Genomic DNA, 22,625 nt, shown 5'->3' with positions numbered 1-22,625 from the left:
CACCATGAGCCATGCCTTTCGGACCTTGCATCAGGCCATGCCGATTGTCGCCGCCGCCCTAGGACGCAAGTTTGGCGTCCCGGTCGCGGTCGGCGGAGATGAGGCCTGCACTGATGGCAACAGCATTCAGGTGCCGGCCTTGCCGCCGCAATCTGAGCTGATTCCCGTTGCCTGGGGCTATCTGGCCCACGAGGCGGCGCATCTGCGCTTTACCGATTTTGACGCCTATCGCCAGGGTTCGGGTTCAGATCCCTTGACCCGCAGCCTGCTAAACATTCTTGAGGATATCCGCATCGAGCGGGCCATCGCCGCGCCTTATCCGGGCACGCGCGAGACCTTGCAGGCGGTGTGCGACCATCTGAGCGGACGCGGTGCTTTGTCGCCGCCGATGCCAGATGCGCATCCAGCCCATGTCTTGACCAGCTATCTGCTGTTACATCTGCGGCATCGGATGCTGGCCACCGAGTCGCTGGCTGCTCCGGCACGTGAGGCGGAGCGGGTGCTGCGTCAGGTATTTCCTGCGCGCACCGTGCATCGGTTGCAGGGCTTGTTGGCCGAGGTCGGTCAGCTGGCCAGCACGGCGGATGCGGTCGATTTGGCGCAACGCATTCGCGCCTTGCTGGAGGAGGAGAAGCTGTCGGCGCGGGCGCCGTCATCCGGGTTCGGGGCCGATCAGCCTGATCAGCCGGGCCATGCTGGCCAAAACGCGCCTGGCACTGCGGGGACGAATATCCCGACATCGGATGGTGGTTCAACCGGAACACATCCGGACGCCAACGCACCAGATGCTCAGGGTTCAACAAACCCGACAGCTGGCCAATCAAGCCCAGGAAACGCGGCTGGGGATCATCCCTCTGGACAGGGACAGGGACAAGGACAGAAACAGGGGACTGACGGGACGACATCGGTTGGTCCTGGCGGTGCGGCTTCTTCAACCAAGCCGGACTCGACGCATCTTCCAATGCTCAACTCGGACGCACCGGCTGACGTCGGAAAGACCCAAGCCGTCTCCCAGGCGCTGAACGCCAACGATGACGATCTGCCAGGCGATTTGTTCCAGCAGGTGCGTGAGCTCCTGGACGCCGCCGGCCAGGGTGACAGCCCTTGTCTGCTGCCCCGTGCGGAGCCTTTTGGTGGCGATCCGGCGCGTGGTTTGCGGTTGCTGGGTGTCGTGCAGGAAGAGTCGCGCCGGTTGCGGGCACGCTTACAGGGACTGGTGCAGGCCTCACGGCTGGATCGGCCGCAGGCGTTTCGCCATGGGCCGCGCTTGCTGCCCAAGCGCCTCTATCGCGCGGCGGTGGGCGATCCTCGGCTGTTCGCACGGAAACGCGAGCGGGTGGCGGTCGATACCGCGATTCACCTGCTCATCGACCTGTCTGGGTCGATGAACTCGCCAGTGCGTCGTCGCGACGGGTTGGTTGAACGGCGTGGGCAGATCGCCCAGTCCGCCGCTTTGGCCTTGGCCCTGGCACTGGACGGCATCCATGGGGTGTCGGTCGCGGTGAGCGCCTTTCCGGGCCTGTCCGGCGTGGAGGATCGCATCAGCGTGCTGGTTCGACATGGGCAGCGTCCGCGTGCCTGTGCCGGGGCCTTTTTGCAAGGGACTCGGGGCAGCACGCCGATGGCGGGTGCGTTGTGGTTCGCGGCGGCGGATTTGCTCGGCCGACCTGAGACGCGGCGCATTGTGCTGTTGCTGACCGACGGCAAGCCGAATCGCATGGATGAGACGCGGGAGATTCTGCGGCTTTGTTCCGCCGCCGGTTTGGAAACCGTCGGGCTTGGCATCGGCGTGGATGTCTCGGGGTTGTTCCCGGTGGCGTTGCGCGTCGATGAGGTGACGGCGCTGAGAACGGCGCTCTTTGGTGCGGCCGAGCGGTTGTTGCTGGCGGCCTGATCGCGCTGCCCTGCCCTTGTCCGCGACGGCGTCTGAAAAGGCGCTGTTGCGGGCGACCTTTCGTGGTGTCTTCAAGGCACCCGTTCGTTCAGGCTGTGCGGATGCGCTGCGGTGCATCCGAGTGGCTTGGTTCAATCCTATCCACTTCAACCGATCCGGCCGCCTCGCGGCGGCCGGGCCTTTTCCGGTGTCGTTGGCCATGGTCACCAACGGCAGTGGAAAAGGCGGTTTTGCGGTGAGTCCTGATGCCAGGACTTGCTGTGACGGCGACCGAAGACGCGATGCGTCGCCAGCCCGATTGGGCTTTTCAACCGCGTCCGATGACACCGCCTTGGTGCGGACCTTTGTTCAACCCCTTGGGGAGATGCTCTCCCCACAGGGGCGATGTGTCTCCCCCTCACCTTGGGAGATACCGCCATGAGTATGAACCGTGATTTCTGGAATGACGTTGAGAAGTTTCTCGATACCGCGAGCGAGCGCCAACTGACGGCTGCCCAGCAGTCGGTGTTTGCATTGCTCGCTGAACCCGCCGACCGCGCAACCCATCGCGACATCAAGGCGGTGTACCGCTTGGTGCTCGATGAGATGCGCACCCGCGCGATGCTGGCGCGGCGCGCTAGCCCGATGACGCATCAGGCTGTTCTGGCCTGATTGCTTGTTCCCGCCTCGGCTGGCTTGGGCTTCTTGCCCGGCCAGCTGCCGTTGCTGTTTCTTTCCAATTCCGAGGAGCCCTGCATGAAGCTTCGCTTCAATACCTACGACTGCCGGTTGCTGTGGTCGCGCTATGCCCAATCCCGCCGACCGGCGCTGTTGCTGGTCAATGCCCGCTCGCCTGGTGATTTGATCGCTGTGGCGAGCGTGGAACTGCCCGGCGTCGATCTGGATGCCAATGAGATCGCCATCAAGGACTTCGGTCCCAGTGCCGGGGCGCTCGATGCGCTGCGCGCGGCCTGGGTGATTTCCAAGCCGCTGCGCTTTGTCGAGGTCGGCGAACGCGCGATCCCGATCTGCAAGCTGTTGGTGGATGCCGAGACGGTTGTGCATTGAGCGAGCCTGATGGCTCGCCGTGCGGTGTCCTTTCTGCCTCTTGCGCCGGTGTCTGGAATCTTCCAGCACCGGCGTGTGTTACTGGAGAACTTCGATGCGTTCGATTGAATCGGCGACTGTTCGCCAGGCAGTGCAAGGCGTCGGGTGGCAGACGATTCTGAACGAATTGGCTGGACCTGTGCTGGATGCGGCCTTGCAGCGACCGGGGCGACATGTGCCCTGCCCTGTTCATGGCGGACGCCAGGGGGATGGCTTTCGGTTGTTTCCGGATGTCGATCGCTCCGGCGGCGGTATCTGCGCGACCTGCGGTCCTTATCCGGATGGCTTTGCGCTGTTGCGCTGGCTGTTTGGGTGGTCCTTTCCCGAGGTACTGAGCCGGGTGGCTGGGGTCTTGGGGCTGACGGGCGAAACATTGTCGCCATGGAGGCCGACCCTGATCGCTCGGCCACGGGTGCGCGTGAGCGCTTGCGAGCAGCATCCCGACCAAGCACGGGCGCGGCTGCGTCGTTTGTGGAATGAAAGCCTGCCGCCCGGCCATCCTGGATCAGAGGTCATGCAGCGTTACCTGGTCCTGCGCGGACTTGGCGATGCTGACTTTGATCCACGGGTGATCCGTTTCCATCCGGAACTGCCTTATTGGAGCGCCGCTGAGAATGGCCGCCCTGTCTGTTTGGGACGATTCCCGGCCATGCTGGCCTTGGTGTCCGCTGCGGATGGATCGGCCATGACGCTGCATCGGACTTACCTGCGACCTGACGGTTTGGCCAAAGCACCGGTGCCAGCGCCCAAGAAGCTGATGGCGTCCGGACAGAACCGCTCGCTCGTTGGTTCGGCGGTTCGGTTGTGCCCGGTCGACTGGGAAAAGGGCTCGACACTTGGCTTGGCCGAGGGCATCGAGACCGCACTGGCGGTGCGCGCCATGACAGGCATGCCGGTCTGGGCCGCTCTGTCGGCCACCCTGCTGGAGCGCTTCCAGCCTCCGTCTGGCCTTCGCCGGCTGGTGGTCTGGGCGGACAAGGATCGCTCGGGTGTCGGCGAACAGGCGGCACGGGCGCTTCAGCGACGGTTGAGTCCGTCGGTCGAGGTGCGCATTCGCTTGCCGCTTGTCCCGATTCCGCCGCATGCCCGCGGTGTTGATTGGGCGGATGTCTGGCAACAGTCACTGCCGCAATCGCGTCTGGCGGCTTAGCGCCACTCCATTATTCACCGGACTGTCAGCCGACAGTCCATTTTCACATCCCTTGGGGGGACTGCGTCCCTCAAGGGCGCTGTTTCCCCGTGTTTCGCTGGAGGAACAGCCATGTCTCAATCCCATCACTCACTATCCCGATCGCGGTTGACGCAACAACGCCGACAAGCCAATCGCTTCACTGCGATGCTGGCGGCCGATTTGACGCCCGATGAGCAGAGCAGTCTGGTCGCCTTGGCGTTGCAGGTGCTGGAGCCAAAGGTGACCTACGACACCTTCACCGATGTCGCCACCACGATGGACTTCATGCGACTGCGCTTCGCCGGGAAACCGAACGAAGTCTTCGCCGTGGCCTTTCTTGACAACAAGCATCGCTTGATCGCGCTGGAGGAGGTTTTCCAAGGCACCATTGATGGCTGTAGCGTGCATCCCCGGGTGATTGCGCAGCGTGGCTTGGCGTTGAATTGCGCCGCGTGCCTGCTGATTCATAATCACCCAAGCGGTGACCCAACCCCGAGCGCAGCGGATTTGCGCGTAACCCAGCGTATCCGTCAGGCCCTCGATTTGTTCGAGATCACTCTGCTCGATCACATCATCGTCGGCGGTGAAGGGGCCTTGTCGCTGGCCCAGGAGGGACAGCTGTAATGGCTATGATCGAAGTCACTGCGGACTGTCCGGCGCGACTGGCCGGTTTTCTCGAAGGGGTCAACTGGATCAATGACAGCGCGGTCTCGGTGCTCTCGGTTGACGAGATCGCCTGCCGGGCGGTGCTGATCGACCAGGAACTGGAGGACGATCACCAGTGGCAACTCGGCTCCGGGGCGCTGCTGTTCAAGACTGAGGGGTAAACCCGAGCAATTCACTCGACTGGCGCAAGGAAGCGCCAGCGAGGGCCTTCGCTTTCTAAGCTCCCGCTGTTTGCGGGTTAGCCCGGGATCAGTGAAACCATCCTGGGTAAAATGACCAAACCTTTCCAATCGTCGCGTGAGGACACCGCCATGAAACACGCGCTCATCACTGGAACCAGTTCTGGCCTTGGCCAAGGCTTGGCCGAGGCGCTGTGCGATCAGGGCTGGTCTGTCTCTGGATGCAGCCGGCGAGCCTGCGACCTGCCCGGACTCAACCACAAGCGATGCGATCTTACCCAGGCCGATCAGGTCTCCGTGGCCTTGGAAGCACTGCTCGGTGCTGTCGACCGACTGGATCTGGTGGTCTTGAACGCCGGGATGCTGGGGCACATTCGCGCGCTGAGCGACACGCCCCTGGCGGATCTCAAGCAGATCATGGAAATCAACCTATGGGCCAACAAGACGGTTTTGGATTGGCTGCAAAACTGGGGCCGGCCGATCGGGCAGATCGTGGCAATCTCCTCGGGCGCGGCTGTGCTCGGCAACAAAGGCTGGGGTGGTTATGCGCTGTCGAAGGCGGCGTTGAACATGCTGATGAAGCTCTCCGCGCATGAATTTCCCGATACCCACCTGTGCGCCCTGGCACCGGGAATTATCGATACGCGGATGATGGATCACCTGTGCGAGGAGGCGGACGCGGAGGCATTCCCCGCGCTGCAACGCCTGCGCGCCGCGCGGGGTACCGAGGCCATGCCCTCGCCGCGAGAAGCGGCCGAGCGGGTGATCGAGGTGTTGCCGCAACTGAAACAGCACCCAAGCGGTGCCTTCGTCGATATCCGGGAGATCCTCGATCCAGACACCCATGCCAAGCTCTATGGCGCGAGGCGCTGATCCGATGGCCCGCAAGAAGCCCCTGCCGTGTCCCTGTGGTTCTGGCCGCACCCATGCTGAGTGCTGCGGCCCATACCTGGCTGGGACGGCCCAGGCGCCGACAGCCGAGGCACTGATGCGCTCGCGCTACACGGCCTATGCGCTGGGCGAGTTTGACTATCTGCGCAGCACCTGGCATTCCACGACGCAACCGGCCGAGATCGCCTCAGACACCGCGCCAAAATGGGTTGGACTGGAGATTCTCGCCACCGAAGGCGGTGGTCCACAGGACGCCGAGGGCCGGGTGGCATTTATCGCACGCTATAAGCTCCAGGGCCGCGCCTTTCGACTGCATGAGCGCAGCCGCTTTGTGCGGGAAGCTGGCGCCTGGCGGTATGTCGATGGGGTGCTGGATCCTGACTGACATAACGAGCCACTCAGTTGGACGATATTGACCAGGGGCCATAAAAGGCAGGAACATCGGTGCACCGACTGGCACTCAGAATACGCATTGGCATGAGAAGGGCATCAGGGACGCAGGGCGATACGTTTTGCTTGCCTGGATGCAGACAGGGAAGCGGCGGGTCATCAGGAACCTTCCTGCTCGCGGGCCTCGACCTCCCCTTGCACTGATGCGACTTGCCTGACATCCTCAGACTGACCAAACCGCTCGATCCAATGCTGGGCGATATCCCGGCGGCGACAGATCCAGACGCCGGCATGGCTGGCGGCATAATCCAGAAACCGCGCGACGGCGGATGCTCGCGCCGGATGACCACTGATGCGAGGATGCAGCCCCAGACTCATCATGCCGGGGAATTCCTCGCCTTCGTTCCAGAGCAGGTCGAAGGTCTCGCGCAGGAGGGTAAAAAAATCCATGGCCGTGGCGCAGCCGGGTGAGAGCAGGTAGCGGATGTCATTGGTCAGCAGGTTGTAGGGGATCACCAACAGCGTTTGACGGTGTTCACTCAACCAATAGGGGCGCTCGTCATCATAGGCGTCGGCGTCGTACAGAAAGCCACCCTGCTCGACCAATAACCGGCGGGTGTTGGGACTGACCCGTCCGGTATACCAGCCCACTGGTGGCTGTCCCGTGAGGGATGTGATAATCCGGCACGTCTGCTGGATGTGATGGCGCTCGGTATCCGGGTCGATCTGCGCGTAATCGATCCAACGGTAGCCATGACCGGCGACCTCATGGCCCTGGTCCGCCAGCGCACGGCCAACCTCGGGGTTGAGTTCGAGGGCACGACCAGCGGCAAAGGCTGTCAACGGCAGACCTCGGTCTTGAAACAGTCGCAATAGCCGCCAGACACCCACCCGCGCTCCATAGTCGAACAGACTTTCGGCACTGAAATGCCGACGCCCCAACCGTCGTTGAACGCCAGGAAGCTCGGTAAGATAATCCTCCGAGCCGTCATCACCGTTGAGCAGGGTGCGCTCGGCGCCTTCCTCGATATTCAGCACGCATTGGAGCGCCAGTCGGGCTCCACCCGGCCACTGGGGATGTGGCCGATGCCGGCCATAGCCGCGCAGATCACGTGGATGCCAAGCGTCCATTCACCCCAACTCGAAGGTGGTGACGCCGAACACCTCGCCCCCGGGCAACCGCGGCGCCGGTCCCAAATACATCCGGGCACAACCGAAGACCTCGCGCAGCTCATGCCGCGCGGCAAGTGCCAGCGCCTCGGCATTGTTCTCGGGAACATCCAGGAAGAGCGGCTCACCGCGCGCATGGTCGCTCAGACCGAGAAACAGGGCTTCGGCCCGTTCGGCATCAGCGGCGAACAAGGGACCGATCTTAAAACCCCGCCGACAGGGACGGATGACGCCATAGCCCTGCAATGCGTTGTTCTCAAGAACCCCGAGCGCGCGACTGCCGGGCTGCGCGATCCAGGCCCGTAGAAAGGTTTCGCGTGGCGCGGGGAAATGGGCGGCGTCGTAACGCAGCAGCTCGGCGAAATTCACCGCGCTCAAATCGACCAGACGCGGGTCTGGGCTCGCCGCCACGCCCACTCCTTCAAAGCGCAGATCGCGGTGACTGAAGACAAAGCCCCCACGCGCGTAGAAGTCCTGCATGGTGAAAACACCATCCATGCCGATCACGGCGGGTGGGTCGAGCCGGGCGATTAGGCTATCGCGACGAGCCTGCCAGAGTTGCCGTCCGAGACCCTGCGAGCGGTAATCCGACCGAATGATGAAAAAGCCCATGAAACCGAAACGTCGAGCATAGGCGATAATGGAACCTCCGCCAATGAGCTCACCATCGAGCTCTGCGGCGACGAAGCCCTCGGGGTCGGTATCCCAGAAGATCTGAGCGTCATGCAGCCCCGGGTTCCAACCCTCGGCGGTGGCCCAGTCCACCAGGGTGTCCAGTTCGGGACGGGTCATGGCGCGGATGGTGAGTCTGGAGGGCATGGGTTGGCCTCTGCAGTGGTTAGGGAGTCACGAATCCTGATGGCGGATTATAGCCGTTGACGGATCGGCTCGATGGCGGAGGCGCGCGGTTTTGGCAGCCTTACTGTTAAATGTCCAGTCCCGGAAGATGATTGATCAAAGCGAAGTCATCCCCGAAATTCTGGCCCGAGATTCATCAAGGCTGGCCTCCGGCAACCAGCAGACGCGCCAACTCGGCCGGCCGCGACAGCATGACATCATGCCCAGCCACGATCTCTTCGACCGGACAACCGAGTTTGCTCGCGAATCCCAGGCATTGTTCATGAGAGAGATTGCGGTCCTGCGTGCACAGGACATAGCGCGACTGACTGCCAAAGGCGCGGGCGCCAACGAGTGCCGGATGGAGGTAGGGCTTGAATGGCTGCGGTGTCAGTCGCGCGAACGCTTGCTTGGCGGCGACCTCGTCGAGATCGCTGAAGAAGCGCTCGCGCGCGAGGGCATAGGGAACAGACAAGGACTGATCGGGCGAGGCATCGGCCATGCGTCGGTACTCGGGCTGGCGTTCAAGCGCGATCAAGTCGAATGCGCACTCGCTCTGGTCGAGAACGAATGCGGCGATAAAGACCAGCTTGCTGATTCTTTGCGGTTGCGCGGCGGCAATGCTCGGCATCAGGATACCCGCAAGTGAGTGACCAACCAGCACCAGATTGCGCCAGTCGGCGGTCTCAATGGCGGCATTCACGGCACCGACGCAGGCATCGAAGGTGACCTCGGTCCTTGGGGTGTGATCCGCCCCGGCGCCGGGCAGATCGATAGCATGCGCATGCTCCCCGAGACGCTCCAGTTCCTGGATGACAGCCTCCCAGCACCAGGCCCCGTGGGATCCACCGTGGATCAGTAACCATGTTTTCATCGGCCAGCATTGGCTCCTGTCAGAAATGTGGGGAGCGAAAGATTGGGAGCCCCCGGATCAGCGGCTTCTTTGCGCCGTTGCCGGTAACTCGACCAGTCAAAGGACAGGACAGCCGAGCCGGCGTCGGATAAGCGATCCATCAGCCGTTCGCCGAGATAGGCCCTGATCTCCGTGATGGTCAGGTTGGCAATCAGAACGGTTGATTTCATGCCGGCATAGCGGGTACCAAGGATATCGAACAGGATGGCTTGGCGCTTGTCGTCATGGCCGATCGCCACACCGACCTCATCCAGCACCAGCAAATCCGGCTCCGTGAGCAGTGCCAGCGAGTCGATTTCCGAGCGCATCGCGTTTGGGGAATAGGTGTCGCGCACCAGCCGCAGGGCGGCCGCGACCGAGAAAAAGCATCCCGTGCGACCGGCGCGGATGGCTTTCGCCAGAATCGCGCTGGCGAGATGGGTTTTGCCGGTCCCCGGGCCGCCGATCAGCAGCAAGCTGTCACCGTGACTGGCCGAATCCGCAAGGCGGCTGGCAAACGCCCGGCAGGTGCGCAGAACATGCTGCTGCGCAGGCGTGCTGGCCTCGAAGTGCTCGCCCTGGCGCTTGGATGTGGCTGGCCCGGTACCGACGTCGCTGGCTTTCCAGCTCAGAAAGGCGGAGAGGTGGACGCAGTCGGGCGGTTGGCGGAAGCGGATTCCGGAACGCCAGGGTTAGGGTTGATGGTTGCCGAGACACCTTGCCCGACGGGCGCGGGTTGCGGAGGTCGCTGGCTCGTGGGTCGTGCGGTCGGCTCTGACCTTGAGGGTGAGTTGTTCATCCTGTCCGCCGTACTGGCCGGCGTGGGTGGCGATGCAGGACGCACACTTGGATTCGTTGGGCTCATCGCCGGGGTGGCCTGTGGCCGACGCGAGTCGGGCTCTGCCTGATGCGGGCTTGCTTGCTTTGCAACGACCTTTTGCCCCGCCGAAGCATTCCCCGTAACCGGACTAGCGGGACTCCCGGCTGGGTTTGCCGATGGCACGACTGACGCAGACGCCGCCTGACGATGAGTCGGCAGCGATTCGCTGGCCGGCTGCGTCGGCGACGCAGACATCGAGACCGTATTCGCTGGACTCTCAGCTTGGCCAGCGGACTGCGCGACTGGCACGGATGCCAGCTGTCGCTGATTCGGCGGCGATCCGGAGACCATCTCCGAGACCGTCGGTGACGGGTTGATAGGGGTTGCCGGGCTACCCCGATCCATATCCGGCTGAATGGCCAAAATGGTCTCGGCCAGTTGCTTGATTTGCTGCCACACGACCGGCTGAGTCAGCAAGGCCGATATGCTGTCCGGGGTGATGGGCAGACCGACTGACTGACCAAAGGGTGTCGGCTCGGGCTGACGCGCCGTTGGCTGCGTGGAAGCCGGCTTAGCAACCGCGTGAGACTGGTCAAAAGGACGGCGATCATCCAGGGGCTGACTCGCCAACGGGTTCACGGAAAACCCCTCAGGTTGGCGCTGAAGCTGCGGCGATACGGCGGTCGACTGCGCCGCAGGTGGCCACATTGTTGGTGTTGGTGGCAGGCTTGCCGGGTTGAACGCTTGACTCGCGCTGCCATTGATCGCGACCGGCTGCGCCAGGCACGCCGCACCCTCATCGAGAATCCGATACTGATTTTGGCGACCAGGACCGCCAGAAATCCGCTCGATAGCGTGCCCGTCCAACCCCGACAGCGCCTTCGTAATCCCGCGTCGGCTCAGGTCCGTCATCCCCTGCAAGGCGGACAACGATACTTCAGCAAGTCCGCTATCGGGATCGCGGTTGGCCTGAATGGCGGACAACAGCAACCGTTGCGCGGGGGTCACCCCTTTGGCCTTCCCGTTACAGTCACGTTCTTGAATTGCCATCACAATCCCGGGTCGATTTCTCCGAAAAGCCGCAGCGAGGCTAGACGCCGTCACTGCCTGCGACGATGGGGAAAAGGATAGGGACTCGGATCGCTGAAAGCGCGCATGAAAGCTAGGGGGATTTGGCCCTCTTTCGCGACAGCCGGCAAAATAGCGAAGAATCCGCTACAGTGCCCGTCGCTTCGCGTGGCGCTTGGGAGAGACAGAGATGCGAAATACCTCGATTTCGAACCGGTCGCCGCTGATTTTGTTGGTTCTCGGCCTGTTGCTCATGTCGAGCGACCTCTCAGCGGCAACGCCTTGGCCGTTGCCTGAACCGAGCTTCTTCCTCGAGCGCTACCCGTCGCCGCCCGAGGCTGGAGATCCGCTCGATCACAGTGATCTGCTCTACACCCTGGCTGTGCAGGACATGGTCACGCCCGAGACGCTTGCCGCGATCAATCGCCGCGCGGGGTTCGATGTCTTCACCTTCGCCGAGGTGTTGGGACCCAAATTCACTGCCGAGGCGTACCCGCGCAGCGCGGACTTTTTCCAGCGACTCGAGGAAACGGTCGATCCGGTCAAGAATGCGCTGAAGGACCACTTCAAGCGCGTGCGGCCCTATCTGGCCCATCCGGATCAGGTCAAGCGGCTGGTCCCGGCCGAGGCGGGCTTTTCTCATCCCAGTGGGCATGCCACGCGCTCCTGGCTGTTTGCACTGGTCCTGGCGGAATTGGCGCCGGCGTCGCGTCACGCATTCTTTCGCTTGGCTGCCGCTGTTGGTCAATCCCGGGTGATCGGCGGCATGCATTATCTGACCGATGTGGTGCTCTCGCGGGCGCTGGCCGAGATGGTGTTCGCGGAACTGTTGCAGAATGAAGCCTTTCGCAAGGCGTTGGCGGCGCTGCGCGAGGCCGAATGGTCACCGCCGCCTCGGCTGCCTTAGGCGCTTTGGGGTCGCTTGGAACGCACGGGTGATTTGGCCTGGGAGGCCGCACGAGAATGACGCATCCAACCATCAAGACGCGCACCATCAGTCTGATCGGCGTGGTCTTCGGTTTGCTTGCCCTGGGCTCGGCGCTGTTGCATTTCTGGCTCGGCCCGCTGGAACCGACACCGCCGCTAGACGAAGTTGTTGCCGAGCAAGCGGTTAAGATTAAGGCGCGCGTGGTGGCCAAATTGACCGGCGAGGCGCTTCAAGAGAAGCCTGAACCTCGCACGCGATCGCTTGATGCGTGGATCGATGTGCTGACGGTCAGCTTCGGCTTTGTGGCCATTGCCTGTGGCGTGATCGCCTTCATACGCCGGGAGGACAGGCGGGCCACTGCCAGCGCGGTGTTGCTGGGTGTGGGAGCGATTGGCTTTCAGTTTCTGGCGCTTGCCCTGGGTGTCATCGTCTTGGTCATTCTGATCGCGGCGGTGCTGAGCAGTCTGGGCCTGAGCTGAATCTCTCATCGGGATACAAAGTCGCGGACGCGATGGTTCAAGCCGGATGCGGCTGTTTCTCGCACCGCCCACAAAGGTCATGCCCGCGACTAGGGCGATTCAGACGCATCGTCCAGTTCCTCGGGATCCACCCACCAACCTTGGCCGAGGGTTTCTTGCAGCAGCGAAGCGCTCGGCATCCGCGGCAATCCGATCAGATGAGCGCGGCAGCGGCAGTCGCTCGAACCAAAGCGCTCGAGCGGCCAGGCGGCTCCGGGAAGCCGGCCAAGCGCTTGCGCCCAAGGATGTTCGAGACGTTCCGGACCATTGGCAACCCAGAAGCCAAGCAGGCGGCAATGCGGGCGCAGGTAGTCCAAGTGCCAATGCGCACGGGCGGCGATCCGCTGGTGATGGCGGCAACGCGCGGCAAGGCCGCCGGGTCCGAAGGCACTGCCGACATAGGCGAATAGCCCGCCATCGAGGGGCAAGGTGCCGAGACGGCCGATTAGCACCCTGCCCGAGCCATGCGCTCTGAGCAACACCACATAGGTCCCCGGGCCTGCCATCGCGCTGTGCTCGGTGGTTATCGTGGTCGCCATCACGGATATCCATTGAACGCGGATTAACAAACGCGGCTAAAGAGCGCCAGGCGACTGCGGCGTCTTGGTTTTGCCTGAGCCAATCAGCGCCGTCAGTCCGCCGTTGCCGCACGCCAGCTCGACGACGCCAATCAGCCCGGCGGCAGGGCGCCAGCTTGCCGCAGCAGGCGTTCGATCGCCTCGGCCAATTGGCGATACCCTTGGGCGTTGGGGTGTATCTGATCGGACTTCAGCGTCTTGTCGGCGAGGATTTCCGCGATCGCATTGGCTTGGAGCGGGACGTCCAGTTCATCAGCCAGTTCGTCATAGAGCGAATGGGTACGCACCAGCAAGCCCGGGCGCGGGATGCCTAACAGAACCACTTCGCTGCCCTGCTCGCGCGCGCGTGCGATCATCTGGGCCAGATTGGCTTGGGTTTGATCCGTATCGCGTTGGCGCAGAAAATCATTGCCGCCATGGCCGAGAATCACCAGATCGGGCTGCCTGGTGGCGAGCAGCTCCGGTAAGCGCGCCAAGCCGGCATCGCTCTCCTCGCCAGAGATGCCGGCGTTGATCACCCGCCGCCCGGTCAAGGTCGCCAACACCGCCGGGTAACTTTGTTCTTTGTTGGCGCCCACGCCTTCGGTCAAGCTGTCGCCGAAGGAGAGAATCACCGCGTCTGGCGACAAGGGACTGAGCGTCGGTTGATCGCTGCAAGCCGCGAGCACCAGCAGTAAGACGGCGCCCAGCAGCACGCGATAGAGAATCTTGTTGCGCATGATGTGTTTCCGTTTCATCCTTTGGCCCTGATGCGATGAGCATGACACAAGGCAATCGGATCTGCCGGATCGACCAAGCTGAAGCCAGCGACCGGATAATGGAGATCCTGACGGTGGATTATCAGTTCCAACTCGGCGGCAACCGGATGCTGCGGCTGTCCGCCCCACCGATGTCCAACGTCATTACGCATTAGGAAGGCTCGCTCAGATGACACCCGCCCAACGCTTTCGCGCCCTGGTGGCTGATCCCAAGATTCTGCAACTGCCCGCCTGCCATGACGGGCTTTCGGCGCGGGTGCTCGAGCAGGCCGGTTTTCAGGCGATCGCCGCCGCTGGATTTGGACTCTCCGGCAGCCTGCTCGGGATGCCGGATATTGGGCTGCTGTCCGGGCGCGAGATGATCGATCAGTACCGCAACATCTGCGCCGCGCTCAGCATCCCGGTCTTTGTCGATATCGATACTGGCTTTGGCGATCTGAACAATGTCATCCGCACGGTGCGCGAGGTCGAAGCCACGGGCGCGGCCGGCCTGTTCATTGAGGATCAGACCTACCCCAAGCGCTGCGGTCACATGCAGGGTAAGCAGGTCGTGCCGGTCGAGGAGTATCTGCCGAAGCTGAAGGCCGCCCTGTGGGCGCGCCGCGATCCGGATTTCGTCATCATGGCCCGCACCGATGCCTATTCGGTTCTGGGGCTGGAGGAAGCCCTGCGTCGTGCGCGGCTCTATGCCCAGGCAGGTGCCGACATGCTCTTTGTCGAAGCCGTGGATGATCCTGATGCGATGCGCACCGTCAATCAGGCGCTGCGATCAATGGGGGTGCCAAGCATGGCCAACATGATCGAGGGCGGACGCAGTCCCTTCCTATCGGCGGCCGAGCTGCAGGACATTGGTAATGTCTGGTCGCCTATCCGTGCGGTTCATTGTTCAGCGCGGTCAAGGCGATGCAGGACTGGGCCGGGGCGCTGTTGCATCAGGGCACGACAACTGCGGTACGCGAGCGGATGCTCGGGTTTGACGCATACAACCGGTTCATCGGGCTGGAGGAGATTCGGGAGCGACAAGCTCGGCTCGAATCCGAGACTGGCGGTGCATCGCCACGCTGATCCGCACGCGTTGTCACTTCACTCAGCGCGCGCCGCGAAGATTCACCGAGGCGGACGGAGCCAAGGCCCCGACTGTGATCGCTGGTTGCCTTCTTGCGAAGCGGTTTCCAGTGCTTCCTGTTGAGCGACAAACGCGGCGATGGCTTGCACGCGCGCTAAGGCCGGCCCGTTCAGGTTCGTGCCATGGCGGGAATCATAGTGCTCACAGTAGCGGGCGGCGAGTTGATAGCCGCCGGCCGGGCAGTCCGCGCCCCCGTATCCAAGCAGGATATCGAGCGCCTCTTCCAGCCGCATCAGCGAGGCCTCGCGCACAATGCGCACCGCAGTGGAATGGACATAGCGAATCTGCGACTGAAAGTCGTACAGTCGCTTGTGCAATGACCCGGCCGCGGTCCGATCAAGGTGGCCTTTCTCGCCGGCGTCACCCTGGAGGGTTTTGGTTTCCTCCAGCAAGTCTTGCGCCTCTGGGGAGGAGACCTTCGCCTCCTTGATGATTCGCGCGAGCATCCAAAACGCGAAGGCGGTGAGCCGGCCTTCGTGCTCGAACCATTTCTTGAGCACCGTCAGGCGCGTGGTTTCAGCGGATCCGGTTTGCTCGATACCGGCGACAATCGCCGCGAGTTTGTCATGGATGGTCTTTGGCATGCTCTGTTCCGCCGCAGCTTACGTGAGGTGTCATCGGCTGACCGACTGGGGCTTCCCTTCCCCGGACAGCGCTCTCATCCCGACACCCGCGGCGCGCTGGATTCCGGCCGGGCATCGCTGCGTCCGGCGCGTTGCAGTGCATCCAAAATCGCCTCTTTCCACCAATACCGGCGCCGCTCGATGACCAGCGGTGACGGCAGGATTCCGCGCTTGAGCCAACGCCATAGGGTCATGTCGCTGATGCCGCCGGCAATGCGACGCACCTCCTCGGCGGTGATCAGTCGGTCTTCGGCCTGGTCTTGGGCTTGGCTTTCAATCTGGTGGCGTGGCGAAATTGGGCAGGGTGCGGGAACTGGGTTCTCAAGTGCTTGCATGGTAGCCTCCGTTGGATCATGGAGCCACTACCCTAGCGCGTGAACAGCTTCGGAAGAGACCGTGAAACGTGCCGATTTTGGCGCTCTTTCGCGCCTGGAACCCTTGAGCGGTTGGTGGCTGCGCCCTGGCTTTGGGACAAGATCCTCCTGCTGGCACGAGACCCTCGGCGATCGCACATGCGTCCATCGACGCTCACTGCTCGGCTGTCGTAAATCCTTGCATTTTTTCCAATCGTTGGATAATTTGCAAGGATGCTACCACGACTGATCACCGGCCAAGTGGGCGCTGCCTTGGCACGTCAGGCCGCCGTCGCTCTGATCGGCCCCCGGCAGGTCGGCAAGACCACACTGGCACTGGAGATCGGCAACGCTCGCCAAGCGCTCTATCTCGATCTTGAGAACTCGGATGATCGCCAACGCTTGGCGAACCCGGTGCTGTTTCTTGAGAACGTCGATGATCGGTTGGTGATCCTTGATGAAATTCACCGCATACCGGCGCTGTTTCAGGATCTGCGCGGGATCATCGACAAAGGGCGACGCGTTGGCAAGGGCAAAGGGCGCTTTCTGATCTTGGGCTCAGCTTCGCTGGATCTGCTGCGTCAGTCGGGGGAGACCCTGGCCGGGCGCATTGCCTATCTCCCGCTCGGGCCGTTCTCGCCGCTGGAGATAGAAGACGCGCGGTCTGCGCGTGAGCGACTCTGGCTGCGCGGCGGCTTTCCCGACAGCTACCTGGCCGAGGACGACCGCGAGAGTCTGGCCTGGCGCAAGGACTTTATCCGCACCTATCTGGAACGCGATGTGCCGATGTTCGGGCCGCGCATCCCGGCGACCACCCTGGAACGCTTGTGGACCATGTTGGCCCATCGCCAAGGGTCCTTACTGAATGCCTCGGAGTTGGCCCGCGCCCTGGAGGTCAGCACCCAGTCAGTCACGCGCTACATCGATTTATTGTGCGATCTGTTGCTGGTGCGACGTCTGCCGCCCTTGCATGCCAATTTCGGCAAGCGCTTGGTGAAATCCCCCAAGGTCTATGTGCGCGACAGCGGGATCGTTCATGCATTGCTCGGGCTCGAAAACCTCGAACAACTCCCGGGGCATCCGGTCGTTGGCAGCAGCTGGGAAGGTTTTGTGATGGAGAATCTGCTCGGCGTGCTGCCCTGGCGAACCTCCGCGTTCTTCTACCGCACCAGCGCCGGCGCAGAGATCGATCTGGTGTTGGAGCACAATGATGGGACGCGCTGGGCCATTGAGATCAAGCGTGGTCTCGCGGCCAGGGTGGAACGCGGCTTTCATCAGGCCTGCGAGGATCTCCGACCCGAACGCGCTTTCCTGGTGCATGCCGGGGATGACCGCTATCCGCTCTCCGAACAGCTGGAAGCTATCAGTCTGCGGGAGCTGATGGCGGAGCTGCGGGATTTGGACTAGCGCGCCGTCTGGTCGCACAGGCACTCTTGCCTTGCACCACCGATCAATCCATGGCCGCTTGCGCGACATCCTCGGCGTTTGCGCCGGTCAGTTCGAGCACATGATCGGACCAGCGTTGCAGTGCCTCGCGGCGCTCATCCAGATGCAAGGCGCGGTTGTAGACGCCCGCTACCCCGGCTTTGGTGCCGCTGACGTGGTTCAGACAGGCCTCGATGACATGCGGCGGGATGCGAAGCTCTTCGGCCATGTGGGTGGCGACGGATCGGCGTAAGTCATGCGGACGCCAGGGCGGTACTTCCGCTGCTTCGCCGTCGTCCGCAGATTCGGCCGCCAACAGACGCTTGATACGCGTATCCAAGAGCGACTTGCCCCGCGAAAACCCGCTGAACGGGGTTATTCCAGTGGTCGTAAAGACCAGTTTCGGCATCGGCTGACCGTTGCTGACCAGCGCCTTTTGCGCGCCCTTGCGCGCGTCCAGGATCTCCAGCATGGGCTGAGTCAGTGGGACAACATGGTCGCGACCGTTCTTGGTGCGCTTGCCTGGAAGATTCCAGATACTTTTTTTGGTATCGATTTCCGACCATGGCAACGCTGAAACTTCGCGCAAGCGACAACCAGTTAACATCAGCAGGCGAATAATTTGTCCAAATTGACTGTCCGAAGCTTCTGTCGCTTTCCAGATCAGACGTAGTTCGCTGGCGGTCAATACCCGATCACGACTGACTTCCGCCCCTGGCTTTTTGATTGTGGAACAAGGATCGGCGTCAATGATTTCGCGCTGAACCGCCCAAGCAAAGAGCAGTTTCAAATACGCCAGTGCGCGATTGGCCAATGTTTCGGCACCACGCGCGACAATGAGATCCAGTGCATCAAGAATGTCGCGACGAGTGATACTCGCGAACGGACGTTCATTCCAATCCTGAAAATCCCTTGATCCAAGCACCCGTGTCATTTCAGCCAAGGTGCTTGGAGCCGGCCGTTTATTGCCACGGCCCCGGTACTTTTCAAGAAATTCCGTCCGTACAAGCAGGAAGGTATTGCGACTGTTGTCGACGAGCGCCTGACGTTCTGTTTTTACCCGATCACTCGGATCTTCGCCCGCTTTCGCCTTCGCCTTGGCTTCCGCCGCCTTTTCGCGCGCATCCGATAATGACAGAGCCGGATAAGCACCCAAGGTCACACGCTTTTGCTTCCATTCGCCGCCTTGAAGCACGCGCGTGATTAAAACCCAATTCTTGACGCCCGAAACAGACACTCTCAACCCGAAGCCTCGGGTATGAGAATCCCAGTACTCAATCCGTCCAGCGTCCGGCGGCTTCAGTCGTTTCAGGGCGGCATCCGTCAGGCGGAGCGTCGGCATCGTTACCCCCGTCAGTTGCTCTCGTTGGCTTGTCAGTTGCTCATTTACCCAGGAATCCTGGGTAACGCTCGGGGTAACATTTTTGCGCGATATATGACGATTTGCTGCGTTACCCAGACTGACTAACAGGTTAACAAAATCAGTTGAAAAGTCAATAAAACCAGAACTATAATTCCTAGTATCGCAACTGATAAGATTGACCGAGAAGGGGCTAGAAAGGGGGTAGCACGTGTTTCGTAATCAGTAGGTCAGCGGTTCAAATCCGCTCATCGGCTCCATAATTAACAGTTACTTAGAAGTTTTTTTGCTCGATACTGATCCGTGCCTAGTTCCGCTTGTACCTGCTCGGTACCTGTTCGGCGCGAAAACCAAGATTCCTACAAGATCATGGAGAATCAGCTGGCCATTGAGTATGAGCGCGGATTCCTGGCAACCTGTGCGTCTCGGTTCGACCGCACGCCTAAGCCTGTCTGTCCGCATCAGTGGGGCACCCTGGAAGCTGACTCATGGGCTGATGGTGTCACCGCAGCTCTGGACGCACTGATGAGGCTCGATCCACAGCAAGAACCCGAGGTCATTTGATCCTACACGTCAGATTCCAGAGGGCTTCGAATGTCAGGGAGGTTAGCCTGGGGTCCTGACTGACTGGACAGGTTCGAGGGGTTGCCGGGTGGCTCGGTAGGACAATCGAGGGAGGTTGTTCGAGGATTCCCCTTGATGATCGACTCAGGGCTTGGCAGGTAATGCCAGCAGGTGGGGGGGGGATGGCTCGAGCCGCCGTGGGTCCCTCGCTGAAATCGATTCCTCTCTGACACCTCACAAAAATTCTTCATAGCCAATCCCCCCACCTTGCCCATTTATGGCTCGCGCAGGAGGTCAAAATTGTCTACCGTGCTTGGAACTCGAATCGCATTTTTGGCTTGTTCAATAGCGCTGTTCTTGCATGGTTGTGGTACCACAGGAAGCGACCAATGGTTCAAGGCCGTTGGCGAGAAACATAGTCAACAGTTCCTTACAGAAAGCAGTGATGGAAAGATATGCTCTTTTCTCAATTCACTCTGGAAGCCAGGAAACACTGACAAGCTAGCTCTCGACAAGTTTACGGCTGAAGCTGCGCGACGGACAGGAAAGAATCCATTCGAGATCAAAGCATTATGCTCCGGCGTGCCTGATCGCGACTTGTTGGCTAGTACGATTGAGTCGGAAAAATATAGATGCAAAAGCCTTTCCTTCCAGCGTTATCCGCCTTTGATGGAGACTAGGTATAAGGACAAACGGGAAAAAGGACCTTGTGATAGGTGGAGCGGTGATGTTGATCAAAATGGTCAGGTAAACATGAGGTGCGTCTCCTATCAGTACGTGACTGTCAAGGAGCCATACCAAGTTGATGCGAACAAGACAGCTCGGGAAAATTCTGAACGTGCTTGCTTCAAAACGAGTCCGGAAATTCGGGACTTGGAGTCTACTATTAGCGCTTTTAGGCTTTGAAGGACCGATCTTAATCAGCGAATTTCCTCCCGTACCGCGCAGGCATGCACCAAAACAGTTCTAGAGTTGATCCTTAACAAGGGAGTCTCCTTGTAGTTCAAGGGTTTGTTAGGACATCTCCGCGCGATAATGATGAGGTGCTGGTCATGCTGGCCAGCTCGACAAGGGTCCATTCCAGCGCGTGCGGATCGTTTGCACAGATGGCAAGGTACTGCGCTCGAGCCTCGGTGTCGGTCTCCCCTATCGCGTCCAGCCAGGCGGTGACGGTGGCCGTGTCGGTCGGATCAAGCCCCCTACCCTGTTTGGGTACTTGCTCTGGTCGAATGCTGGCGCCGGGGTTGTCTGCTCGCACCTTGACCAGCGTTGCCGGTGGCGTGTAGCTCACAGTGATGACATCGTCGCTCGCGCTGGTCACCAGCCACAGCCGTGCGGTTTGTCCGGGCGGTTTGTTCGCCTTATCCTTTTTGGTGAGGGAACCAAGGGAACCAAGGGAACCGCGTTGATTGGGTTCGGTTTTTTTGGTTCCCTCCGGGTTGGTTGGCGAGGGAACCGGGGGAACCTTGGCGCGCTTTAGGCGTTGCGCAAGTGCCGCGATACTCATTCCTCCACCTCTTGGGGAACGATGTAATACAGACTTTTTGTCTCGCCATTCACCTTGGTTTTCTTGCTTCGCTTGCCTCCGGTGTTGTCGCGTTCAACAATCCATCCGGCCTCATCCAGAGCGTCCAGGATGCGGTTAATGTCGAAACCGCCACCAGCCTCTTTCAGTCCGTCCGGTGTGAACATGTAAATGCGTGCATCACCTTTAGTGCGAAACCATCCAGCGCGTCCAGCAGAAACCTTGACACTCTCGTTGTGCGAAAAATCGGTGAACCTGGAATCGCCGTGCCTGTCTATGAAGCTCCCAACCGCTTCAAGAATCTGCAGGGATTCGGTCTGCCCCTGGCCTTGGTAGCCTTTCCATGCCTGGTAGGCGGTGGCCACAGCTTTGATGGCTGCACCTTCTTGCCAGCCGGTGATTCCGAAGTATGTCGCCAGCTCTCCAGCCGCCGCCACCAATGCGAGCGCGCTGGCCGCACGTCCCTCAAGCTCGGACTCCGACGCGAATTCCTCTCGGCTTTGAATGTTCGCCAGCAGCTCGCCAAGGTCGCCGGAATCATCTTCTATCAGGGCTTGCACAAACGCCGGGCCAGCATGACCAAAATGATGCGCTGATTCGGTGCGCAACTTGTCGGACAACGCGCGCCCGTTCGGTTGTTCATGCAGAACATCGAACAGGCCAAAACTTCGCCGACAAGGGATGTCCAACAGGCGGACAAGTTGTCCGGCTTTTCTCCGCCTTCCGCCTTCCGCCATGGTCGCGGTAATGGTGCGCTCGCCGCTCGATAACAGCATGACGCGCCATCGCTTGGGAGGTCTGGACGCGCCGGTGCGGTCCGCGCGACTCTTGCCGGTGCCGTTGCCAATGGAGTAGATAATCGCGCCAACCTCTGCCGGGTCCGCTTCGCTGATTTCATCGAGGATCAGGGCCGTGTCATTGAGCGCCGCAGCAACTCCCTCCAGGCCGTTACTGGTCGCACGCCAGGTGCGTATAAAATCCGGGCCTCCCCATACTGAAGCCGCAACAGAAAGCGCCGTGCTTTTGCCGGTGCTTGAGTCTCCAACCAAATGAATGCCGCCGCTGATTCGGTTCACCTTGTCCAACAGTGGGCCAGCCAGCGCCCCAGAAACAGCCAGGTTTAGCATCGGGTTCCCGATGCAGCGGGCCGAGATTTCCGCGCGCCAGCCTTCCAGCGTCCCAGCAGTGACAAACTCATCATGCTGGGCATGCCCGGACTGGAATCGCACGTCACTAGCGCCGATGATGCGATGCGGGAGCACGAACACCTTGCCGGCGCTGTGCCATCCGGTTTGCGTTGCGGCAAGAACGCGACGCTCCGGGGTTTGACGCATCAGATAGTCGTTCAGCAAGCGATGTTGTCGCGGGTTGATTCGCACGCCAAGATCCAACAGTTCGCCGCGCAGTTCCTCGCCGCTTCCTTTGAGCAACTCCATCGGCATCGACCATTCGCGCCATCTTCCGGCCGCATTCTGGAACCGCAGCAACAGACCATGATCCGTGTCTTTGTCGCTCGCGGTCATCGCGTCCGCATGAATTGGAGAACAGATCCAGGTGTCGATCTCTTCGATCTTCTCTCCCTCGCCCTTGATGTCATGCCAGTACAGACCGGACGGGCCAAAGCCGGTTGCACTGTCATGCACTGCATATCCGGGGCGTTTGACGGGTGGGTCTTGCGGTTCGGTTCCCTCTGTTAGCGGCTGAACAAACCTGCGGATAAACGGTGAAGTCCAGCCGCCCGACAAAGCGACGCCCTCGCTGAAGGCGAAGGGTGAGCCACCGAACAGCGAGCCGCGCCCGGTG

The 22,625-nt window shown here is 61.2% G+C and carries 25 protein-coding genes; 14 read left to right on the top strand and 11 right to left on the bottom strand.

The window, feature by feature from the left end; translation table 11 throughout:
• Nucleotides 1-4: 4 nt before the first annotated feature.
• The 8 genes from Thiosp_RS09765 (at nt 5) to Thiosp_RS09730 (ending at nt 6,272) form a co-directional block, all read left to right on the top strand.
• Complete coding sequence (locus Thiosp_RS09765; RefSeq protein ID WP_201066205.1) at nt 5-1,894, top strand: VWA domain-containing protein; 1,890 nt, start codon at nt 5-7, stop codon at nt 1,892-1,894.
• A 417-nt stretch (nt 1,895-2,311) separates the two neighbouring features.
• Nucleotides 2,312-2,545, top strand: a complete 234-nt coding sequence (locus tag Thiosp_RS09760) for a hypothetical protein (protein WP_201066204.1) — start codon at nt 2,312-2,314, stop codon at nt 2,543-2,545.
• 84 nt (nt 2,546-2,629) lie between these two features.
• Nucleotides 2,630-2,941, top strand: a complete 312-nt coding sequence (locus Thiosp_RS09755) for a hypothetical protein (protein WP_201066203.1) — start codon at nt 2,630-2,632, stop codon at nt 2,939-2,941.
• Nucleotides 2,942-3,035: 94 nt separating this feature from the next.
• A complete protein-coding gene (locus tag Thiosp_RS09750) occupies nt 3,036-4,130 on the top strand; it encodes a DUF7146 domain-containing protein (RefSeq protein ID WP_201066202.1) in 1,095 nt (364 codons plus the stop codon).
• 111 nt (nt 4,131-4,241) lie between these two features.
• Nucleotides 4,242-4,775: a JAB domain-containing protein gene (locus tag Thiosp_RS09745; protein WP_201066201.1), complete on the top strand. Its 534-nt coding sequence runs from the start codon at nt 4,242-4,244 to the stop codon at nt 4,773-4,775.
• Nucleotides 4,775-4,978: a hypothetical protein gene (locus Thiosp_RS09740; RefSeq protein WP_201066200.1), complete on the top strand. Its 204-nt coding sequence runs from the start codon at nt 4,775-4,777 to the stop codon at nt 4,976-4,978. Before Thiosp_RS09745 ends, Thiosp_RS09740 begins: the two co-directional genes overlap by 1 nt.
• Before the next feature lie 150 nt (nt 4,979-5,128).
• Complete coding sequence (locus tag Thiosp_RS09735) at nt 5,129-5,869, top strand: SDR family NAD(P)-dependent oxidoreductase (RefSeq protein WP_201066199.1); 741 nt, start codon at nt 5,129-5,131, stop codon at nt 5,867-5,869.
• A gap of 4 nt (nt 5,870-5,873) precedes the next feature.
• Nucleotides 5,874-6,272: a YchJ family protein gene (locus Thiosp_RS09730; protein WP_201066197.1), complete on the top strand. Its 399-nt coding sequence runs from the start codon at nt 5,874-5,876 to the stop codon at nt 6,270-6,272.
• Between the two features lie 164 nt (nt 6,273-6,436).
• Here Thiosp_RS09730 and Thiosp_RS09725 read toward each other — a convergent pair whose 3' ends face one another.
• The 4 genes from Thiosp_RS09725 to Thiosp_RS09710 all read right to left on the bottom strand — a co-directional run bounded on the left by Thiosp_RS09725 (nt 6,437) and on the right by Thiosp_RS09710 (nt 9,652).
• Nucleotides 6,437-7,408 carry a polysaccharide deacetylase family protein gene (locus tag Thiosp_RS09725; protein WP_201066195.1) on the bottom strand — a complete coding sequence of 324 codons (972 nt, stop codon included), beginning with the start codon at nt 7,406-7,408 and terminating at the stop codon, nt 6,437-6,439.
• Nucleotides 7,409-8,266, bottom strand: coding sequence for a GNAT family N-acetyltransferase (locus tag Thiosp_RS09720; RefSeq protein ID WP_242518502.1), 858 nt, complete (start codon nt 8,264-8,266; stop codon nt 7,409-7,411).
• Nucleotides 8,267-8,441: 175 nt separating this feature from the next.
• A complete protein-coding gene (locus tag Thiosp_RS09715) occupies nt 8,442-9,158 on the bottom strand; it encodes an alpha/beta fold hydrolase (RefSeq protein WP_201066194.1) in 717 nt (238 codons plus the stop codon).
• Nucleotides 9,155-9,652 carry an ATP-binding protein gene (locus Thiosp_RS09710; protein ID WP_274607921.1) on the bottom strand — a complete coding sequence of 166 codons (498 nt, stop codon included), beginning with the start codon at nt 9,650-9,652 and terminating at the stop codon, nt 9,155-9,157. The genes Thiosp_RS09715 and Thiosp_RS09710 overlap by 4 nt, the downstream gene beginning before the upstream one ends.
• 9 nt (nt 9,653-9,661) lie before the next feature.
• Between Thiosp_RS09710 and Thiosp_RS09705 the strand changes: the two genes are divergently transcribed.
• The 3 genes from Thiosp_RS09705 (at nt 9,662) to Thiosp_RS09695 (ending at nt 12,471) form a co-directional block, all read left to right on the top strand.
• Nucleotides 9,662-10,084 (top strand): hypothetical protein, encoded by a 423-nt coding sequence (locus tag Thiosp_RS09705; RefSeq protein ID WP_242518500.1) that lies wholly within the window; start codon nt 9,662-9,664, stop codon nt 10,082-10,084.
• A gap of 1,170 nt (nt 10,085-11,254) precedes the next feature.
• Nucleotides 11,255-11,971 (top strand): phosphatase PAP2 family protein, encoded by a 717-nt coding sequence (locus Thiosp_RS09700; RefSeq protein ID WP_201066193.1) that lies wholly within the window; start codon nt 11,255-11,257, stop codon nt 11,969-11,971.
• A gap of 56 nt (nt 11,972-12,027) precedes the next feature.
• Nucleotides 12,028-12,471, top strand: a complete 444-nt coding sequence (locus Thiosp_RS09695) for a hypothetical protein (protein WP_201066192.1) — start codon at nt 12,028-12,030, stop codon at nt 12,469-12,471.
• Nucleotides 12,472-12,560: 89 nt separating this feature from the next.
• On the opposite strand, the gene Thiosp_RS09690 is transcribed toward Thiosp_RS09695, so the two are convergent.
• Together Thiosp_RS09690 and Thiosp_RS09685 are read right to left on the bottom strand one after the other, a co-directional pair.
• Nucleotides 12,561-13,049 (bottom strand): GIY-YIG nuclease family protein, encoded by a 489-nt coding sequence (locus Thiosp_RS09690; protein ID WP_242518499.1) that lies wholly within the window; start codon nt 13,047-13,049, stop codon nt 12,561-12,563.
• A 131-nt stretch (nt 13,050-13,180) separates the two neighbouring features.
• On the bottom strand, nt 13,181-13,807 hold the full coding sequence (locus Thiosp_RS09685) for an arylesterase (protein ID WP_201066191.1): 627 nt from the start codon (nt 13,805-13,807) through the stop codon (nt 13,181-13,183).
• A 41-nt stretch (nt 13,808-13,848) separates the two neighbouring features.
• Between Thiosp_RS09685 and Thiosp_RS09680 the strand changes: the two genes are divergently transcribed.
• Both Thiosp_RS09680 and Thiosp_RS09675 read left to right on the top strand, forming a co-directional pair.
• The gene (locus tag Thiosp_RS09680; protein WP_201066190.1) at nt 13,849-14,001 is read left to right on the top strand and encodes a hypothetical protein; all 153 of its coding nucleotides are present in this window, start codon (nt 13,849-13,851) and stop codon (nt 13,999-14,001) included.
• Nucleotides 14,002-14,015: 14 nt separating this feature from the next.
• Complete coding sequence (locus Thiosp_RS09675; protein WP_201066188.1) at nt 14,016-15,035, top strand: isocitrate lyase/PEP mutase family protein; 1,020 nt, start codon at nt 14,016-14,018, stop codon at nt 15,033-15,035.
• On the opposite strand, the gene Thiosp_RS09670 is transcribed toward Thiosp_RS09675, so the two are convergent.
• Nucleotides 14,954-15,556: a hypothetical protein gene (locus Thiosp_RS09670; protein WP_201066186.1), complete on the bottom strand. Its 603-nt coding sequence runs from the start codon at nt 15,554-15,556 to the stop codon at nt 14,954-14,956. The genes Thiosp_RS09675 and Thiosp_RS09670 overlap by 82 nt on opposite strands.
• 74 nt (nt 15,557-15,630) lie before the next feature.
• A complete protein-coding gene (locus Thiosp_RS09665) occupies nt 15,631-15,930 on the bottom strand; it encodes a helix-turn-helix transcriptional regulator (protein ID WP_201066183.1) in 300 nt (99 codons plus the stop codon).
• A 252-nt stretch (nt 15,931-16,182) separates the two neighbouring features.
• Between Thiosp_RS09665 and Thiosp_RS09660 the strand changes: the two genes are divergently transcribed.
• Nucleotides 16,183-17,355, top strand: coding sequence for an ATP-binding protein (locus Thiosp_RS09660; RefSeq protein ID WP_201066181.1), 1,173 nt, complete (start codon nt 16,183-16,185; stop codon nt 17,353-17,355).
• A 43-nt stretch (nt 17,356-17,398) separates the two neighbouring features.
• On the opposite strand, the gene Thiosp_RS09655 is transcribed toward Thiosp_RS09660, so the two are convergent.
• From Thiosp_RS09655 to Thiosp_RS09645, 3 genes are all read right to left on the bottom strand, one after another.
• Nucleotides 17,399-18,715, bottom strand: a complete 1,317-nt coding sequence (locus Thiosp_RS09655) for a tyrosine-type recombinase/integrase (protein WP_201066179.1) — start codon at nt 18,713-18,715, stop codon at nt 17,399-17,401.
• A 1,585-nt stretch (nt 18,716-20,300) separates the two neighbouring features.
• Entirely contained in the window at nt 20,301-20,804 is a 504-nt protein-coding gene (locus Thiosp_RS09650) for a hypothetical protein (protein WP_201066175.1), read from the bottom strand.
• Nucleotides 20,801-22,465 carry a DUF927 domain-containing protein gene (locus tag Thiosp_RS09645; protein ID WP_323697018.1) on the bottom strand — a complete coding sequence of 555 codons (1,665 nt, stop codon included), beginning with the start codon at nt 22,463-22,465 and terminating at the stop codon, nt 20,801-20,803. The genes Thiosp_RS09650 and Thiosp_RS09645 overlap by 4 nt, the downstream gene beginning before the upstream one ends.
• Nucleotides 22,466-22,625 lie beyond the last annotated feature (160 nt).

Source organism: Thiorhodovibrio litoralis, assembly GCF_033954455.1.
GTDB classification, from domain to species: Bacteria; Pseudomonadota; Gammaproteobacteria; order Chromatiales; family Chromatiaceae; genus Thiorhodovibrio; species Thiorhodovibrio litoralis.
This window is presented reverse-complemented; position numbering and strand designations above follow the sequence as displayed.